This is a genomic window from Hymenobacter sp. 5317J-9 (assembly GCF_022921075.1).
In the GTDB taxonomy this organism is placed as follows: Bacteria; Bacteroidota; Bacteroidia; order Cytophagales; family Hymenobacteraceae; genus Hymenobacter.
This window is the reverse complement of the sequence record NZ_CP095050.1, coordinates 457617-474918: the sequence shown is the minus strand read 5'-3', so window position 1 is coordinate 474918 and position 17302 is coordinate 457617. Positions and strand designations below refer to the sequence as shown.

Sequence of the window (17302 nt, the reverse complement as noted above, 5' to 3'; positions counted from 1 at the left end):
GGCCCCCTCTCCCAAAGGAGAGGGGGAGCCTGGCGAATGTTTCGGTTAGTGAATAAATGTGATGCAGTGGGCTTGCGAAATTATTCCTCGCTGTAGGCCCACTCCACGCCGGCCTTGGTGTCTTTTATCACGATGCCCTGGCCTTTGAGGGCGGCCCGAATCTGGTCCACCTTGTCGTAGGCTTTGTCGGCTTTGGCTTCGGAATAAAAGCCCAGCGTGAGGTCGAGGAGCAGCTCGGCGTTGGCGCGGGGCTCGTCCTGCAGGCCCAGCACGTCCTGCACCAGGGTGCGGTAGGTGGCGGCGGCTTGCGCCAGCGCCTTAGCGCCCACTTCGGCCAAGGCGGCTGGCGTGGCCGCCAGGGTGTTGAAGCGCTTAAGCAGGTCGAACAGGGCAGCCAAGGCGCGCGGCGTGTTCAGGTCGTCGTTGAGGAACTCGGCAGGCTTGGCGGCCAAGGCCAGCAGCTGCTGAGCGGCGGTTTCCGATACTTCGCCGGTCACTTCCGTGGCCGTGAGCTTATCCAGCAGGCGCAGGCCGTTCATCAGCTTGCGGTAGCCTTTGCGGGCGGCCTGCAGGGCGTCGTCGCTCACGTCCACGGGCGAGCGGTAGTGGGCCTGCAGCAGGAAGAAGCGCACCACCATGGGCGAATACGCCTGTGACAAGCCGCCGGTGGGCCCCACAAACATGTCGCCGAGCAGCACGAAGTTGCCCAGGCTCTTGCTCATCTTGGTGCCGTTCACGGTTATCATGTTGTTGTGCAGCCAGAAGCGGGCCTCGTCGGTGTGGGCATGGCTGCCCTGGCTCTGCGCGATTTCGCACTCGTGGTGCGGAAACATCAGGTCCAGGCCGCCGCCGTGGATGTCGCTCAGCTTGCCGAGGTACTTGCGGCTCATGGCCGAGCACTCCAGGTGCCAGCCGGGGAATCCTTCGCCCCAGGGCGAAGGCCAGCGCATGATGTGCTCGGGCGCGGCCTTTTTCCAAAGGGCAAAGTCCAGCGGGCTGCGCTTCTCGCTCTGGCCCTCCAGGTTGGCACGCGTGCCGGCCAGCTGGTCTTCAATGCTGCGGTTCGAGAGCTTGCCGTAGCGTTCGGACTCGTTGTACTTAGGCACGTCGAAATACACCGAGCCGTTCACCTCATAGGCCAGGCCGTTGGCGATGATTTCCTCGATGACCTGAATCTGCTCGATGATGTGGCCGCTGGCCTGGGGCTCGATGTCGGGCGGCAAGCAGCCCAACGCCAGCATGTGCTGGCGGTAGCGGTTGGTGAAGTGCTGGGCCACCTGCATGGGCTCGATGCGGGCCGCGCGGGCGGCTTTCTCCATCTTGTCCTCGCCGGTGTCGGCGTCGCTTTCGAGGTGGCCCACGTCGGTGATGTTGCGCACGTAGCGCACCTGGTGGCCCAGGTGACGCAGGTAGCGCGTCAGCACGTCGAACACCACCGGCCCGCGCGCGTTGCCCAAATGCGCCTCGCTGTACACGGTGGGGCCGCATAAGTACACACCCACCTGGGGCGGGTGCACGGGCTGGAATTCTTCTTTTCGGCGGGAAAGCGTGTTATAGAGCGAGAGCATGAAAATCAGTTAACAGTTGTCAGTGAGCAGTGAACAGTTGTTTGAAGAGAGTGGAACAGCATTGATAACTGCTCATTGGTAACTGTTAACTGCACTTATGCGCGGCCGCTTGAGCGCAGAATGGAGAATAGAATACGACAAAGTTGCTGACAATCGTCGTGAAGTGAGAGAAACATCTTTTCCTCGATGTAGCCAGCCGCCTGTAACAACCGGAGCCAATAACTTGTCTCACGGGCCTCTTTGTAGGCAATGGAAATTTTGCTCGTAAAGTCAGCAGTCGATATTGCCCCGGTTGCTTCTTCTGCGTTTGCTCCTATCGCCGTCGCGCTGCGAACCATTTGCTTGGAGACTACGAATTCCCGCTCATTCGTTTGCAGGTGGCGGTAGAATTTCATCATGCGCACCGCGAAAGCAAACGATTTCTGTAGCAGCGGACCGGCTTCGTACTGTGGCTTATCCATAGCCAAAACTACTCGGTTATCAGTGAACGGTTGATTGCTCACTGATAACTGCTCACTGATAACTGCTCACTGATAACTGCTCACTGATAACTGCCCACTGATAACTGCTCACTGATAACTGATAACTGATACAATGCCTCGACCGGAAAATGGTCGCTCCATTTCACTTCCCGGTGCACCTGGCAGCCCAGCACCCGCCACTGCGGACTGGCAAACTGCTGGTCGATGCGCAGCAGGGGCAGGCGGCCGTTGTAGGTGGCGCCAATGCCCAGGCCGACGGTGGCCCAGGCGTTTTGCAGGTGGTCGGCCAGCTGGTCGTAGGCGTAGGAATAGGGCAGGTCGTTGAGGTCGCCGGCCAGCAGCACGGGGTAGGGCGAGTGGGCCACCCGGGCCAGCAGCGTGTCGACCTGGGTGCCGCGGGCCACCGCGCCGTTGCGGAAGCGGCGCAGCAGGTTGGGCGCTTTCTGGCGCAGGCCGTCGCGACTGCCGGTGGCGGCGGCAATGTCGGCCTCGGCCATGCTCATGCTCTGCAGGTGCAGGTTGAAAATGCGGAGGGTATCGGGGCGGCCGCGGCCGGTGCGGGCGGCGGGGCGCACCACGTCGGCCCACATGGCGTGGTTTTGGGTGAGCTTGCCGAAGGAGATGGTGCCCCGGCGCACAATGGGAAAGCGCGAGAAAATGGCCAGCCCAAACTCGGCCCCGATGCTGTTGGTGAGCGTGACCGACACGAAAGCGTGCCGGCCGCTGCCGCGCCCCAGGTATTCCTCGGTCCGGAAAATGTCCTTGTCGTTGCGCGAGCCGTGGGGCTCGTTGTAGAACTCCTGCAGGCACAGCACGTCGGCCGGACTGGCAGCCAGCCAGCGAATGAAGCCCGTGGAAGACGCCATGTCGGGGTCGCGCAGCTGGGCATACACATTGAAAATGCGCACATTGGCCGACAGCAGCGACACTTCCGTGGGGTGTACCTCATAGAATTGTGAGGCCGGCACCGGGGCTTTCTGCAGGGTGGCGTTGCGCTTGCCCACGGTGCCGGTGGCGGGGGGCAGCTTGTTGGCGCGGGGCAGGTGCAGGGCCAGGCCGCGCTGCAAATGGGGCCAGGTGAGGCCCAGCACCAGCAGGGGCAGCACGGCCACCCGCCAGTTGCGCCGCAGCCAGTACAGCGCCAGCAGCAGCGTGCACAGCAGCGCCAGCGGCGTGGTGAGTGCCCCAAACAGCACCGGCCAGAACGCCGCAGCCGGCACCTGCTGGCAGGCAATGGCCAGCAGCAGCCAGCCCAGGGTAAGCAAGGTTATTTTGAAAGCGAAAGAGCGGCGCACAGCACTGGCAAACGAGCCCGCAAAGGTAGCGGCAGGGCCTGCAAGCAGCGGCAGGTCGGGGGCCTTTATATTCCCGGTGCGTGCCCAGCGGAAATGGTGCGAGAATCCCGCGCAACCTTGCACGAATTTTGCGCCTCATCCGTTTCGGCTGCAACCGTGCCGGCCCGCGAATGGGTCCTTTCTGCTGGCGGCTTCCTTTTCCTTCTTTCCTGCCTTTGGCGCTTCTATGCCTCTACTTTTCCGCTTTAGTTTCCGGCCGTTGGGGCCGTTGCCGCTGGGTTTATTGCTGCTGATGGCCGGAGCCGGCCCGGCCCGCGCGACGGGCAGCGAACCCGGGCAGCCCAGCCTGGAATTCATTCACAACAAAGGCCAGTGGGAAGTCCCCGTGCGCTACGAAGCCGCCCTGCCCTCGGGCCGGCTGTTTGTGCAGCGCGACGCCCTCACCTACGCCTTCGTGGACCCCGCCCTGCTGCAGCACCACCGCGAAGCCACCGGCCGCCCGGCGCCGGGCGGCACCCGCGCCGCCACACCGGCCGTGGTGGCGGCCCACGCCTACACGGTGCATTTTGAAAAAGCCAGCGCCCGCGCCAAACTCACCGCCGAGGGGGCCACGGCCGGCACCCGCAACTACTTCGTGGGCGCCGACCCCAAGCGCTGGGCCAGCGACGTGGCCGCCTACCGCCGCCTGCGCTACGAGCAACTCTGGCCTGGCATCGACCTAACCTTATATGAAAACGCCAACCAGCGCCTGGAATACGACGTGCTGCTGGCACCGCACGCCAACCCCGCCCGCGTGGCCCTGCGCTACGACGGCGCCAGCCGCCTCAGCCTCGACGGCGCCGGCAACCTCGTGGTGAAAACCACGGTGGCCACCGTCACAGAACAAGCCCCGCAGGCCTGGCAAATGGACGCGGCCGGCCGCCAGCAGCCCGTGGCGTGCCGCTACGTGCTCAAAGGCAGCACCGTCACGTTTGCCCTGGGTGCCTACGACCACAGCCGCGCCCTCACCATCGACCCCACGGTGCAGTTTTCCACGCTCACCGGCTCGGCGGCCGACAATTGGGGCTTCACGGCGACTTATGACGCGGCCGGCAACCTTTACTCCGGTGGCATTGCATTTGGGGCGGGATTTCCTACCACGGTAGGCGCTTACCAGGCCAGCTTCAGCAGCCTCGAAGACATGGCCCTCATCAAGTACAACACCACCGTGCGGGGCACGGCGGCGCGGATGTGGGCCACCTACCTGGGCGGCAACAGTGCCGACTTTCCGAGCAGCCTAGTGGTGAACGCGCAAAACGAGCTGGTGGTGCTGGGCAGCACTTCCTCCACCAACTTTCCCACCACGCCGGGGGCGGCTCAGCGCACGTTCGGCGGCGGCTCCTCGCTCAATCCTTTCAATGTGGCAAATCCGACCACGTTGCCGCAATACCTCATGCCCAACGGCGCCGACCTGGTGGTGGTGCGCCTCGACGCCAACGGCAGCACCCTGCGCGCCAGCACCTACCTGGGCGGCTCCGGCAACGACGGCGTGCTGAACGAATACTCGGCCACGGCCTCCAACTACGGCGACGTGTTTCGGAGCGACGTGGTGCTTGATGGCAACGGCAACGTGTACGTGGCGTCGTCGTCGACTTCGACCAACTTTCCGGGCCTGAGCCAGGGCTTCAACCCCACTTTCCGGGGCGGCAGCTCCGATGCGCTGGTGTGCAAGCTCACCGCCGACCTGAGCGCCGTGGCCTGGGCCGGCCTGCTGGGCGGCACCGCCGCCGACGCGGCCTACTCCATTCAGCGCGACGCGCAGGGGCGGGTATACGTGTGCGGCGGCACCAATTCGCCCACGCTGCCGGGCACCACGGGCGCCTTCCGGGCCGCGCTGCAGGGCGGGGTAGACGGCTTTGCAGCCCGCGTGAGCGCCGACGGGCGCACGCTGGAGCGGGCCACCTTTGTGGGCACGGCCAGCTACGACCAGGCCCAGTTTCTGCAGCTCGACGCGGCCGGCAACGCCTATTTGTTTGGCCAAACGCTGGGGCAGTACCCCGTCACGCCGGGCCTCTACACCGTGGCGGGTGGCCGGCAGTTCATCCAAAAGCTCAACCCCGACCTCACGGCCAGCATCTACAGCACGGTGTTTGGCAGCGGGCGCTCCAGCATCGACCTGGTGCCCACGGCGTTTCTGGTGGATGAGTGCGAGCGTATTTACGTGGCGGGCTGGGGCGGCGAAGACACCGGCGGCTACCTGCAGGGCACCACCTTCGGCCTGCCCGTGACGGGTAATGCCTTCCAGCGCACCACCGACGGCTCCGACTTTTACCTGGCCCAGTTTGGGGCCGGCATGAGCAGCCTGCAGTACGGCACCTACTTCGGGCAAAACGGTGGTGGGGCTGAGCACGTCGACGGCGGCACCTCGCGCTTCGACCGGCGCGGCATTGTCTACCAGGCGGTGTGCGCCAGCTGCCGCGGCACGCAGGGCTTTCCCTCCCCGCCCGACGCCGGCACCTACACCACCCAAAACGGCAGCACCAACTGCAACAACGGGGCCTTCAAGATGAACTTCGAAATCATTCAGGCCGACCCCGGCCCGCGGCGCTTTGTGTGCGTGGGCAGCGGGCCGGTGGCCCTGAGCGGCACGCCCATCGGCGGCATCTGGACCGGGCCGGGCGTGCAGGCCACGGCCGGCGGCGGCTACCAGTTTGAGCCCGCCGCGGTGGGCCCCGGCCAGTACGGCCTCACCTACACGGTGGCCTCCACGGGCACCTGCATCAGCACGCGCAGCGTGCGCTACGTGGTGGCGCCGCCCGTGGTGCCCACGGTGAACCCCATTTCGCCCCAGTGCACCAGCGGCCAGGGCGCGGCCCTCACGGCCTCGGTGCCGGGCGGGGTGTGGAGCGGGCCGGGCGTATCGGGCAGCATTTTCCTGCCGGCCGCAGCCGGGCCGGGCACGCACACCATCAGCTACACCGTCGCGGACTCGCTGGGCTGCGGCGTGGGCACCCGGCAGGTGGTGGTGACGCGCCCGCCCACCGTGGTGCCTGGCCGCGACACCACCCTGTGCGCCGACCTACGCCAGCCCTTCCAGCTGCGCGGCTACAGCCCGGCGGGCGGCGTGTGGAGCGGTACGGGCGTTACCCCGAGCGGCTTTTTCACACCCCCGAACACCAACAACCGCGGCGGCGTCTTCCCCCTGACATATACCGTGACCGAGGGCCCCTGCCAGGCCGCGGCCACCCGCACGGTGGTGCTGGCCCCCACCTCCACCCAGGACGTGGGCCTGAACCTGCCGGTGTGCGAGGCCGTGCCGCAGTACGCGGGCCTGGCTCCGTTCAAGTGCCAGCTCTCGCCGGTGCTGCTGGCGCCCCGGGCCACCTACCTCTGGGATTTTGGCGATGGCAGCACCAGCACCGAGGCCGAACCCACGCACGTGTACGAAAAGCCGGGCTCCTACCGCGTGCAGCTGCAGGCCCGCTACGGCAACTGTGAGGTGCTCACGGGGTTTGCGCCGGTGGAGGTGGGCGCTGTGTTCGTGCCCAACATCATCACCCCCAACGGCGACAACCAGAACCAGACCTTCCGGCCGCGCATCGGCTGCAAGCCGGCGTCGCTGGAAGTGTTTTCGCGCTGGGGACAGCGCGTGTACCAAACCGATGAGTACCACAACGACTGGGATGCCAAAAACCTGCCCGACGGCATCTACTATTTCCTGCTGCGCGATGCCGACGACCGGCGCGTGAAGGGCTGGGTGGAGGTGCGCCGCTAGCCCGGTCAGGCTGCTGTTGCCCGTTCGGCCGCTCCGCAACCCGGGGCGGCCGAACGTTTATATTTACTTTCCCACCCGTCCTTTATTCTGTTGTTGATGAAGCTATTTCTACTCGTAGCGGCGGGCGTGCTGCAGCTGGGTTTCGGCACCGCGGCCACGGCCCATACCACGCCCCCGACCCGACCCGAGCGCACGTTGGAATTTGTGGAAAACAAAGGCCAGTGGGACGACCGCGCCCGATACGTGGCCGCCCTGCCCGGCGGCCGCCTATTTGCCGAGCCCGACGGCCTCACGTTCTCGTTGCTGGCCAGCGGCAGCCTCGACCGGCCCGGCCACGGCACCCACAAGCAGCGCCGGCCCGCCGCCGACAGCCTGCTGCACGGCCACGCCCTGCAGCTGCGCTTTGCGGGCGCGGCCCCGGCCACCATCACCCCCACCGAGGCCACCGAGGAGCGGCGCAACTACTTCCTGGGCCAAGACCCCACGCGCTGGGCCACCGGCGTGCGCGGCTTCCGCGAGCTGCGCTACGCCGGCCTGTGGCCCGGCGTGAACGCCTGCGTGTACGAAAGCGCCGACCAGCACCTGGAATACGACTTTGAAGTGGCGCCCGGCGCCCGCCCCGAGGCCATTGCCCTGCGCCACGACGGCGCCACCGGCCTGCAGCTGGATGCCGAAGGCAACCTGCTGGTGCGCACCAGCGTGGGCACCCTCGTGGAGCGCGCCCCGCAAGCCTGGCAAACCACCGCCCGCGGCCGGCGCAAGGCCGTGGCCTGCCGCTACGCGCTGGCCGACGGCACGGTGCGCTTTGCGCTGGGCCATTATGATAAAACCCTGCCGCTCGTCATCGACCCCGTGGTGGTGTTTGCTACCTATACCGGCTCGACGGCCGACAACTGGGGCTTCACGGCCACCTACGACGCGCAGGGCAACCTCTACTCCGGCGGCATTGTGTTTTCGCTGGGCTACCCGGCCAGCTCGGGCGCTTTTCGCACGCAGTTTTCGGGCGTCATCGACATTGGCGTGATTAAATACAACACCAGCGTGAACGGACCCGCCGCGCGGGTGTGGGCGTCCTATATCGGCGGCAGCAACGCCGACTTTCCCACCAGCCTGGTGGTGAATAGCCAGGGTGAGCTGTTGCTGCTGGGTGCCAGCTCCAGCAACAACTACCCGACCACTGCAGGGGCTTTGCAGCGCACCTTCAACCAAGGCTTTTACACCGACCCCTACGGCTACGGCTTCGACTACGCCCTGCCCAATGGCTCCGATTTGGTGATAACCCGCTTCAGCGCCAATGGCACGGGCCTGGTGGGCTCGACCTACCTGGGCGGCTCGGGCAACGAGGGCGTGCTCCCGCTGAACGTGAACACCACCACCCAGCTGGCCCACAACTATGGCGACCCGTTTCGGGGCGACATTCTGGTGGATGCGGCCGACAACGTGTACGTGGCCAGCAACACTTCTTCCAGCGACTTCCCCTTGGCCCGCGGCTTTGCTACCTCCTACCGGGGCGGCACCACCGATGGCCTGGTGCTCAAGCTCAACCCCACCCTCACGGCCCTTACCTGGGGCAGCTACCTGGGCGGGGGCGCTTCCGATGCCGCGTATTCTATCCAAGTAGAGCCCACGAGCGGCGACGTGTACGTGGCCGGCGGCACGCTGAGCCCCAACTTTCCCACCACGGCCGGCAGCCTGCGGCCGGCGGCCCTAGGCGACGTCGATGGCTTTGTGGCCCGCATCAGCGCCAGCGGCACCAGTCTGCTGCGCGCCAGCTACCTGGGCACGCCGGCCTACGACCAAAGCTACTTCCTGCAATTGGGCACCGACGGCGGCGTGTACGTGCTGGGCCAGACCGCCGGGGCCTACCCCACCACGCCCGGCCTGTTCATTACCCCCAACGGCCGGCAGTTCATTCACAAGCTCGACCCCAACCTGAGCACCACGCAGCTGGCCACGGTATTCGGCAGCGGCCGCAACAGCATCGACCTCGACCCCACGGCCTTCCTGGTGGACCGCTGCGACCGAGTGTATGTGTGTGGCTGGGGCGGCGGGCACAACACCAACTTGTTCGGCGAGCCGTACCTGGCCCTCAATGGCCCCATGTCCGGGATGCCCATCACGCCGGGGGCGCTGCAAATCAGCACCGACAGCCGCGACTTCTACCTGGTACAGTTTGCGGCGGGCCTGGGCAGCTTGGCCTACGGCACGTACTACGGCGACACCAACGGCACCGACGACCACGTGGACGGCGGCACCTCGCGCTTCGACCCGCGCGGCGTGGTGTACCAGGCCGTGTGCGCCTGCGGGTTTGGCTCGGGCTTTCCCATTCCGCCGGGCGCCAATACCTACTCCACCTTCAACCCCAGCGGCAACTGCAACAACGCCGCCTTTGTCTTCAACTTCGAGCCCAGCATCGCCAACGCCGGCGCCGACCAAACGGTGTGTGCCACGGCCGGCCCCCAACCCCTGGTGGGCAACCCGACGGGCGGCATCTGGAGCGGGCCCGGTGTGACGGGCAGCCTGGCCACGGGCTTTTTTTTCACACCCTCGGTGGCGTTGGTGGGAGTGCAAAGCCTGACTTACACCGTGCTCAGCTCGGGGCTGTGCACCACCACCGGCACCCGCCGCGTAACCGTGACGGCCCCGCCCACGGTGGCCATCACGGCGCCGCTACAAGCCACGTACTGCGCCCCCGGGCTCAACAACCCGGCGCTTCCGGTGGTGCCGCTCACCGCCGCGCCCGCCGGCGGGGTGTGGAGCGGCTCGGGCGTCGTCACCGGGGGCAGCACGGGGGTTTATTTCGACCCCAACCGCGCGGTGGGCACCTACCAGGTCATCTACACGCTGAGCGTGGGCGGCTGCGTGGTGCAGGACAGCCGCACCGTGGCCATCACCCGACTGGCGGCGCCCGTGCTGCCCGCCGACACCATGCTGTGCCCCGGCAGCACCCAGCGCTTTGCCCTGCGCGGCAGCCCGGCCGGCGGCATCTGGACGGGCGCCGGCGTGAGCGGCAGCCCGGCCACGGGCTTCTACTTCACGCCGCCAGCTGGCTTTGTGGGCCCCGCCACGCTCAGCTACGTGGTGAGCAGCGGGGGGTGTTCGGCCACTTCCACCCGGCGGGTGTTGGTGGCGGCGGTGCCCACACTCACGGCGGCGGCAGCGCCGGTCAATTGCCCCGAAGCCCGACTGGCACCGCTCACGCTGCGTTTCACGGCCGGCGCACCCGTTGCGGGCACCAGCCTGAGCTGGGATTTTGGCGACGGCACGCAATCGACGGAAAACTCGCCCACCCACACCTACACAGCGCCGGGCAAATACCAGCCCGTGGCGCGCCTGCGCTACAACGCCAGCCAGTGCGAAACCCAACTGGCCCTGCCCGTGGTGGAGGTGCTGGCAAGCAAAATCCCGAACATCATCACCCCCAACGGCGACGACCAAAACCAAACCTTCCGGCTGGGCCCAGACTGCCCCCCGCACCTGCAAATCTTCTCCCGCTGGGGCCAGAAGGTGTTCGAAGCCGCCGCCTACCGCAACGACTGGCAGGCCGAAGGCCAGCCCGACGGCGTGTACTACTACCTCATCACCTACCCCGACGGCCGCCAGCTAAAAGGCACGGTAGAAGTGGTAAGGTGACGCCTGGGCTTAATGAGGAATTGGCGCGTCTGTCATCCTGAGCGCAGCGAAGGACCTTATCACGTTTGCTTCGTTTGACATTACTGCAAACCGTTCTTCGTTGCGAAGGTCCTTCGCTGCGCTCAGGATGACAGACGTTTTCAAACACTCATTTCTCTTCATTCTGCCGTGCTCCTTAAGCGCAGCGCCAGCCAGCGCAAATCGGCGGTACCGGGCAGCAGGTCCGGCCAGGCGGCACCAATGGCGCGGCGGAAATGCACCAGCAAGTACGCCGCTGTGGCCGCGTAAGAGGCCGACATGCCCAGCGCCGCACCGGTCATGCCCAGGCGGGGCACCAGCACCAGGCAGGCGGGCACCGTCACGGCCAAGCCCAGCAGGGCCGCGCGGTTGTTCACACCATAGCGCGCCGTGCCGCTGAAATAGGAGCTGGCCTGCATGGCCGCCCCATACGCCATGATGCCGGGCGCCAACGCCAGAATGACCCCGTGCGCCGCCCCAAACTCCGGCCCGAAAAAAGCCGCCAGCCAGGCCGTGGGCACGGCCGCCAGCACCAGCACCGCGCCAGCCGTGGCCAGCAGCGTGAGCCGGCTGCCGCGCAGGGCCGCGTGGGTTTGCTCGCGCTGATTGGCGGCATTCACCAGCGCCACGTACTGAATGAGGGCCGTGCTGCGCGGTATCAGCCAGATGGCCTCGGCCAAGGCCACGCCCACCGAAAGCACGCCCAGCGCCCTGGCGCTGGCCAGGTACGCCACCGCGTAGTAGCCGAAGCGGTAGTTGGCAAAGGTGAGTAGGTTGGAAAAATGCGCGCTCCGGCTGTGGCGGGCCAGCTCGCGGGCCACCACCCGGCGGCGGGCGCGGCGGCTGCCCCAGGCATCGGGCAGGCGCAGCAGCAGCCCCAGGCTGAGCAGCCACGGCAGGCCATAAGCCAAGTAGTTGGCGTAGTAATACACCCGCACTTCCAGCCAGTGGGCCGCGGCAAACGCCACCGCCAGCGCCAGCGCCAGCAGCGCGGCCTGGGCCGTGGTGAGCACATTATACACCTGCTCGTGCTTGCGCCCCAGCAGCAGAAACAGGTTGATGGACAGCAACACCTGCACCAGCGTCACGGCCCCCAGGTGCAGCACGTATTCCGCCGATACCGGCCGCAGCAGGCCCACCGCTACGGCCCCGCCCACGCTCACCACCGCGGCCCAGCCGTAGGCCGGCAGCAGCAGGTGCCAGGCATTGCGGCGCGGCACGAGGTATATCAGCGACGAGCCCCCACCAGCCCGGCCAGCAGCACCAGCCCCGACATGTCGGTAAAAAACAGGCTGACCTGCCCGCGCCCCGCCGCCCCCAGGTAGCGCGCCGTGAGCCACACCACTGCAAAGCTGAGCCCCGCCGTGAGCACGCGCGCCGCGAAATGCTGAAGAATGCGTTTGAACATGAGCCCGCGAAAGAACAACACAAACCCGCACTCCCCCTCGGCCGAAGACGGGAATGCGCTAATCAGCTGGCCAGCACCCGGCGGTAGAGCGCCCCAAACTGCCGGCCCACCGCTTCCACCCCAAAGCGACTATTTACCGCCGCGGCCAGCCCGGCGGCATCGGTGGGGTCAGTTTCGGCACGGGCCAGCAGCTGGCTCAGGGCCGTGGCCAGCGCTGCCTCGTCGCCGGCCGGCACTATGTGGCCGAACGGGCTGCCTTCGGGCACCAGCTCGGGCACGCCGCCCACGCGGGTGGCCACCACCGGCAGGCCGCTGGCTTGGGCTTCGATAAGTACGCAGGGCAGGTTTTCGACGTTGGAAAACAGCACGAAGCCGGTGGCTTGGCGCATCTCGGCCGCCACCGCCGGGTGGGCCAGCTTGCCCAGAAAAACCACCGTGCCGTCGGCCAGCAGGCCCAGGTCGGTGGCCTGCTGGCGCACCTGGGCTTCATCGGGGCCGTAGCCGGCAATGCGCAGGCGCAGGCCCGGCCAGGCGGCGCGCAGGCCGGCCACGGCGCGCAACAGCCCGCACAGGTTTTTGGCCGCTTCGTTGAAGGCCGCCACGTGCAGCAGGGTGCGTGCCGGCCGAACCGCATCAGGCTTGCCGGGATGAAACAGGTCGGTATCCACCACGTTCGGTATCACCGCCGAAACCGGATTTTGGGCACCCAGCGCGGCCAGGGCGTCGCGCAGGTTGGCGCTCACCGTATGCAGGGCCGCGGCCTGGCGTACCACGGCCGCCGTCAGCCAGCGGCGCAGCCCCGAAATGCTGGCCGCGCGCGGCGGCAGGTAGCGCGTCCAGTGCTCCGTCACGACGAAGGGAACGCCGCGCAGCACCCGCAAGCCCCAGGCAAACAGCCCCGTGCGCAGCAGCACGTGCACGTGCACCAGGTCGGGGCCGTGGCCGGCCCAATGCCGCTGCAGCTGCCGGTAGCCGCGCAGCAGGCACCAGTAGTAAAGCAGCAGCTTCAGCGGCTTGTCGAGTAGGGCCAGGCCGGTAGGCGCGGCGCGGTAGTAGTAGCGCAGCGTGGGCCAGGGCCCGTCGAAATCCTCATCGGCGTCAATCAGTTGCGGGATGGGGCCGCGCGCCACGGCCGCAAACAGCACGGCGCCCTCCACCCCGCCGTACGCCGCAATGGCGGCCACGTGCCGGCCCACAAAGTCGCCGTCCTGGTCGTCGTAGCGGTTGGGGTACCACTTGGGCAGGTGCAGAACGCGGGGCAGTTTCAAGGCAGAACGCAAAAAGAGGCGCGGCGAATTTGCTACAAAGTACGGCCGTGGCCATTACTCCTTTTCCGCCGCCTTGCGGCCAGGCTGAAGCCAAACGCCGCCGGCCCCTGAAGCCCGGGCCTGCGCGGCCGAGCGGCATGCTGCTTTGGCCGCTACCTTCGTCATAGCTTGTTTCCGCGCCAGCACCGAATTTCCCCGAACAACCGCGGCCCCCGCCGCTCCGCTTATTTTTTGATACCATGCTCATTTCCATGACCGGCTTTGGCCAGGCCCACCGCGAAACCGACACCTACACGGCCACCGTCGAACTGCGGTCAGTAAATTCCAAAACTCTCGACCTGACTCTGCGCCTGCCCCGCTTCCTGATGCCGCACGAGCTGGAAATCCGCAACGCGGTGGCCAAGGCCCTGCTGCGCGGCAAAGTCAACCTCAACCTCGATTTTGTGCGCCCGGCCGCAGCCCGCACCGCCGCCACGCTCAACAAAGAAGCGCTGGTAGCCGCCTTCCACGAGTTGAAAGCCGTGGCCGCCGGCCTGGGCCTGCCCGCCGGCGAGGAAACCCTGCTGGCGGCGCTGCGCCTGCCGGGCGTCATCCCCACCGCCTCCGAAGTGCGCGACGCCGAGCCCGCCGCCGAAGAAATTACCTGGGCCGAGCTACAGCCCCTGCTCACCGAAGCGCTGGCGGCCATGCAGCAGTTTCGGCAGGACGAAGGCCAGACGCTGACCACCGAAATTCTGGGCTACGTGGCCACCATCCGGCAGCAGCTGGCCGCCGTGGAGCTGCACGACCCCGCCCGCATCGAGCACGTGCGCCAGCGCCTGGCCAGCCACCTGGCCGAGCTCACCAGCCACGAGCAGTTCAACGCTACGCGCTTCGAGCAGGAGGTGCTCTACTACATCGAGAAGCTCGACATTGCCGAAGAAAAAGTACGCCTGGCCGCTCACTTAGCCTATTTTGAAGAAGCCGCCCACCAGCCCGACGAAGCCGTTGGCAAAAAGCTGGGCTTTCTGGCCCAGGAAATTGGCCGCGAAATCAACACCATCGGCTCCAAGGCCAACGATGCCACGGTGCAGCACCTGGTGGTAGGCATGAAGGAGGAATTGGAAAAAATAAAAGAGCAGCTCAACAACATTCTTTAACCGCCCATCGGGGCCGTCGGGTGTCGGGTTTCGTTCGCCGAGAAATCGGGCTCGCCGGTCGAAAAAGAGCCTTTTAATTGTACTATACTTATAAAATTTGCAATACAACAAATGAATATGCCAGGCATTTTGTGATTGGCAGCTCATTTGAATAGCCCACTTGGCACGGTCTCAACTAGCCGAATGTTAGCGCTTTATTGGATTAGTGCCATGCCTCGTGTTTCGTTCACAGAAAAAAATTCCGATATTTGCAAGTGCAAAGTTGGATATTTGATTATTGTATCTAACTTGGGTACTCAATTACCGTTTTAGTTACCACCACCTATTCCGCGATTAGTATGAAATCTACATTTTTACTCTGCATTCTGGGGCTCTTTTTAACGGCTGCCCGGCCGCTATCTGAGATTGAGCTGGTGAAAAAACGCGTGCTCAGCGAGCGGGTGGAAATCCTGATTCCCAAGGGCTTTGAGGTGATGACCGAGCAGCAGATGGACTTCGCCTACGCCAAAGCCCAGAGCCGCCCGAGCGTGATTTTCACCAACAACAACCTCATCAGCCTGGCCTTCAACTACAGCGACAACGACGCCGACCAGGACATGGTCGACATCTACGCCGCCTCGTTTGGCAAGACTTACCACAAGCAATACAAAGACGCCACCTGGTTCGGCGATGGCGTGAAAAACATCAACAACCGCAAGGTGGGCTTCCTCGAATTCATGAAGCCCGAAATGGGCCACGAGGTGTACACGCTGGTGTTTTTCACCGACGTGGAAGGCAAATTGATGATTTGCACCTTTAACTGCGCCGACCGCCAGAAGCCCGAGTGGGAGCCCATTGCCAAGCAAATCATGCTCTCGCTGAAAGCCAAAGGCTAAGCCGTCAGCGATGTAGTAACAGCCGATAGTCGGTAGTCGAGCGCAGGTTCGGCTACCGACTATTTTTTTGCGCGGTGGGCGGCGCCTTCTTCGTTGAGAAAATCGCGCACCAAGCCAAAAGCGCCCGCGAAGCCGGCCAGCGACAGGGCGGCGGGCTTGTCGTTCACGTCGTGATAGGCCGTGCTGCCGCCGCGGGTGTAGAGGAAAAATGCGGGCACACCGGCTTCAGAAAAAGGGTAATGGTCGGAATTGGCGGCGCGGCCGCGCGGCGCCAGGGCCGGCAGGTAGTGGTGGGCATTGTTGAGGGCTAAGAGGCGCTTGTAGGGCGCTTCAAACACGCGGCCATTCACGACGGTGGCGCCCTGCTCGCCGGTGCCCAGCAGGTCGAGGTTGACGAGAAACTTGATGCTCTTAAGCGGCACCAGCGGGTGAGCCACAAAGTAGTTAGAGCCCACCAGGCCCGCCTCCTCGGCCCCAAACAGCAGGAACACCACGGAGCAGGCCGGGCGGTTTTCGGGGCGGGCGTAGTACGCGGCCAGCTCCAGCAGTAGGGCCACGCCGCTGGCGTTGTCGTTAGCGCCGGGGAAGTAGGCTTTGGGGCCCATCATGCCCAGGTGGTCATAGTGAGCCGACACCACGAGGAAGGAGTCGGGCTGCGCCGCGCCGCGCACCACGGCAGCCAGGTTCTGGGTTTGGTAGTTGCGCTGCAGCTGAGCCCCTACCTTCACCGTGCCCCACACGGTGTGCCCCTTGGCCGCACCGGTGGCGGTGTCGCCAAAAATGGCCTTGTCGAGCCACAGCGGCATTTTTTCGGCCAGCACCTCTACGCGGGGCTGGGGCACCTGCTGGGCGGCCAGCGAGGCCGTGAGCTTGGGTACCACCGTGATGAACGCCGCCGCCGAATTGAAGCGCTGCTGCAGCAAGGCCGGCAGCTGCGGCAGGCGGGCGGCATCGGCAGCGCGCATGAGCAGCACGCGCTTGCTCCAGGGCACCAGCAGGTAGCGCGCCTGCACGGCAGCCTTGGTGAACACCATGGTATCGAGCAGCAAAATCCGGCCCCTGGCGGTGCCGGGGCCGGAATTGGGCGCCGCAATGCAGGAGGTGCCGGCCTGCCAGCCGGTGGCCAGCTTGGTGCCGTCGGACTGAATGGACGCGCTGACCTCGCCCGGAAAGGTATTCACGTCGAGCGCGAAGGGCTGGGTATAGTTGGGCGCCAGCGGGGCCAGCTTCAGGGCGCGCAGGCGCTCGCGCAGGTAGGCAGCGGCGGCGTGCTCGCCCTGCTTCACGTAGCCGCGGCCGTGCAGCTCGGGCGCGGCCAGCTTCTTGATGGTGGCGCGGGCGCGGGGTAGGTTCTGGGCCTGGGCCGGGGCGGCGCCCAGCGCGGTGGCGCCCACCAACCCCAGGCAGGCCAGCGCCTGCCCGCGCAGTGGCCGCCTGGCCCAGGCCGTGGCCAAGCCCACGGCCAGCGCGGCACCCAGGCCGTCGCTCAGCAGGTCGGTCCATTCGCCGTGGCGGCCGAGGCGCATGGTCACTTGCAGCACTTCGATGAGGGCACCAAACACGATGCTGGCCCCCAGCACCACCGCCCCGGCGCGGTGGGCCAGGCGCGGCCAGCGGCGCTGCCGCCGCAGCGAAAACCAGCTCAGGCCGGCCAGCACAAAAAACACGCCCGCGTGGGCGGCTGTGTCGAACGACAGCAGCTCCCACACGGGCGTGCGCGGCATTTCATCGGAGGGCGTGAGCGTGAGCACCAGCACCACGGCGGCCCAGCTAAGGGGCAGCGCGGCGTAGGCGCGCGGGGAAGAAGCAGGCAATGGTTTGTGCAAGGGTACGGGGAACATCGCGGCGCCCAAGCCAAAACA

Annotated in this window: 11 protein-coding genes; 4 read left to right on the top strand and 7 right to left on the bottom strand. The window is 66.0% G+C overall.

What is annotated here, in order from left to right; genetic code table 11:
• Positions 1 to 80 precede the first annotated feature (80 nt).
• From cysS to MUN81_RS01975, 3 genes are all read right to left on the bottom strand, one after another.
• Positions 81 to 1568, bottom strand: a complete 1488-nt coding sequence (gene cysS / locus MUN81_RS01985; protein ID WP_245114725.1) for a cysteine--tRNA ligase — start codon at positions 1566 to 1568, stop codon at positions 81 to 83.
• A gap of 95 nt (positions 1569 to 1663) precedes the next feature.
• Complete coding sequence (locus tag MUN81_RS01980; RefSeq protein WP_245114724.1) at positions 1664 to 2029, bottom strand: four helix bundle protein; 366 nt, start codon at positions 2027 to 2029, stop codon at positions 1664 to 1666.
• 80 nt (positions 2030 to 2109) lie between these two features.
• Positions 2110 to 3345, bottom strand: coding sequence for an endonuclease/exonuclease/phosphatase family protein (locus tag MUN81_RS01975; protein WP_245114723.1), 1236 nt, complete (start codon positions 3343 to 3345; stop codon positions 2110 to 2112).
• Between the two features lie 226 nt (positions 3346 to 3571).
• On the opposite strand from MUN81_RS01975, the gene MUN81_RS01970 reads away from it, so the two are divergent.
• Positions 3572 to 7099, top strand: coding sequence for a gliding motility-associated C-terminal domain-containing protein (locus tag MUN81_RS01970; RefSeq protein ID WP_245114722.1), 3528 nt, complete (start codon positions 3572 to 3574; stop codon positions 7097 to 7099).
• A 96-nt stretch (positions 7100 to 7195) separates the two neighbouring features.
• Complete coding sequence (locus MUN81_RS01965) at positions 7196 to 10732, top strand: gliding motility-associated C-terminal domain-containing protein (RefSeq protein ID WP_245114721.1); 3537 nt, start codon at positions 7196 to 7198, stop codon at positions 10730 to 10732.
• Between the two features lie 158 nt (positions 10733 to 10890).
• Here the strand turns inward: MUN81_RS01965 and MUN81_RS01960 are convergent, their stop codons facing one another.
• The 3 genes from MUN81_RS01960 to MUN81_RS01950 all read right to left on the bottom strand — a co-directional run bounded on the left by MUN81_RS01960 (position 10891) and on the right by MUN81_RS01950 (position 13426).
• Positions 10891 to 11970 (bottom strand): polysaccharide biosynthesis C-terminal domain-containing protein, encoded by a 1080-nt coding sequence (locus MUN81_RS01960; RefSeq protein ID WP_245114720.1) that lies wholly within the window; start codon positions 11968 to 11970, stop codon positions 10891 to 10893.
• An 8-nt stretch (positions 11971 to 11978) separates the two neighbouring features.
• Positions 11979 to 12158: a hypothetical protein gene (locus MUN81_RS01955; RefSeq protein ID WP_245114719.1), complete on the bottom strand. Its 180-nt coding sequence runs from the start codon at positions 12156 to 12158 to the stop codon at positions 11979 to 11981.
• Between the two features lie 62 nt (positions 12159 to 12220).
• A complete protein-coding gene (locus MUN81_RS01950) occupies positions 12221 to 13426 on the bottom strand; it encodes a glycosyltransferase (RefSeq protein ID WP_245114718.1) in 1206 nt (401 codons plus the stop codon).
• 239 nt (positions 13427 to 13665) lie between these two features.
• Between MUN81_RS01950 and MUN81_RS01945 the strand changes: the two genes are divergently transcribed.
• Both MUN81_RS01945 and MUN81_RS01940 read left to right on the top strand, forming a co-directional pair.
• Positions 13666 to 14565 (top strand): YicC/YloC family endoribonuclease, encoded by a 900-nt coding sequence (locus tag MUN81_RS01945; RefSeq protein WP_245114717.1) that lies wholly within the window; start codon positions 13666 to 13668, stop codon positions 14563 to 14565.
• A 338-nt stretch (positions 14566 to 14903) separates the two neighbouring features.
• Positions 14904 to 15440, top strand: a complete 537-nt coding sequence (locus MUN81_RS01940; protein ID WP_190928801.1) for a hypothetical protein — start codon at positions 14904 to 14906, stop codon at positions 15438 to 15440.
• Between the two features lie 59 nt (positions 15441 to 15499).
• Here MUN81_RS01940 and MUN81_RS01935 read toward each other — a convergent pair whose 3' ends face one another.
• Positions 15500 to 17254, bottom strand: coding sequence for a VanZ family protein (locus MUN81_RS01935; RefSeq protein WP_245114716.1), 1755 nt, complete (start codon positions 17252 to 17254; stop codon positions 15500 to 15502).
• Positions 17255 to 17302: the final 48 nt, after the last annotated feature.

What these genes read in the sequence shown, in the direction of transcription:
- MUN81_RS01970 (WP_245114722.1), top strand. Translation starts at nt 3,572, where the DNA reads ATGCCTCTACTTTTCCGCTTTAGTTTCCGGCCGTTGGGGCCGTTGCCG.
- MUN81_RS01945 (WP_245114717.1), top strand. Translation starts at nt 13,666, where the DNA reads ATGCTCATTTCCATGACCGGCTTTGGCCAGGCCCACCGCGAAACCGAC.
- cysS (WP_245114725.1), bottom strand. Translation starts at nt 1,568, where the DNA reads ATGCTCTCGCTCTATAACACGCTTTCCCGCCGAAAAGAAGAATTCCAG.
- MUN81_RS01965 (WP_245114721.1), top strand. Translation starts at nt 7,196, where the DNA reads ATGAAGCTATTTCTACTCGTAGCGGCGGGCGTGCTGCAGCTGGGTTTC.
- MUN81_RS01980 (WP_245114724.1), bottom strand. Translation starts at nt 2,029, where the DNA reads ATGGATAAGCCACAGTACGAAGCCGGTCCGCTGCTACAGAAATCGTTT.
- MUN81_RS01940 (WP_190928801.1), top strand. Translation starts at nt 14,904, where the DNA reads ATGAAATCTACATTTTTACTCTGCATTCTGGGGCTCTTTTTAACGGCT.
- MUN81_RS01955 (WP_245114719.1), bottom strand. Translation starts at nt 12,158, where the DNA reads ATGTTCAAACGCATTCTTCAGCATTTCGCGGCGCGCGTGCTCACGGCG.